Source organism: Methanoculleus sp. UBA413, from assembly GCF_002502935.1.
Taxonomy (GTDB): Archaea; Halobacteriota; Methanomicrobia; order Methanomicrobiales; family Methanoculleaceae; genus Methanoculleus; species Methanoculleus bourgensis.
In genome coordinates, this window is the sequence record NZ_DAQR01000129.1 from 4,645 (window position 1) to 4,895 (window position 251).

1 pseudogene is annotated in these 251 nt (G+C 61.0%); it reads left to right on the forward strand.

Annotated features, from left to right (window positions below):
* Positions 1 to 251 (forward strand): annotated as a pseudogene (locus BP858_RS11130) (hypothetical protein); the annotation flags it as partial.

The following is a 251-nucleotide window of genomic DNA, read 5'->3' on the forward strand; positions in this document are numbered from 1 at the left end:
CTCCGCCGCAGCGGCCTCCCCAACATCCAGATCGCGGAGCGCTTCCGCATATCCCGCCAGGCGGTCTCGATGGCGCTCCTCACCATGGACCGGAAAGTCGAGGAGACGCTCCTTGATATAGCCAACGCAAACCAGATCGAGGTCGAGCGCCTGAACGCAGAGATTGGGGTTCTCTTCGGGCAATCCATCCCGTTCGATGCAGGCGCAATCGTGTTTGTCTCGAAAGACCACGGGGTGCAGGTCTGGTACGA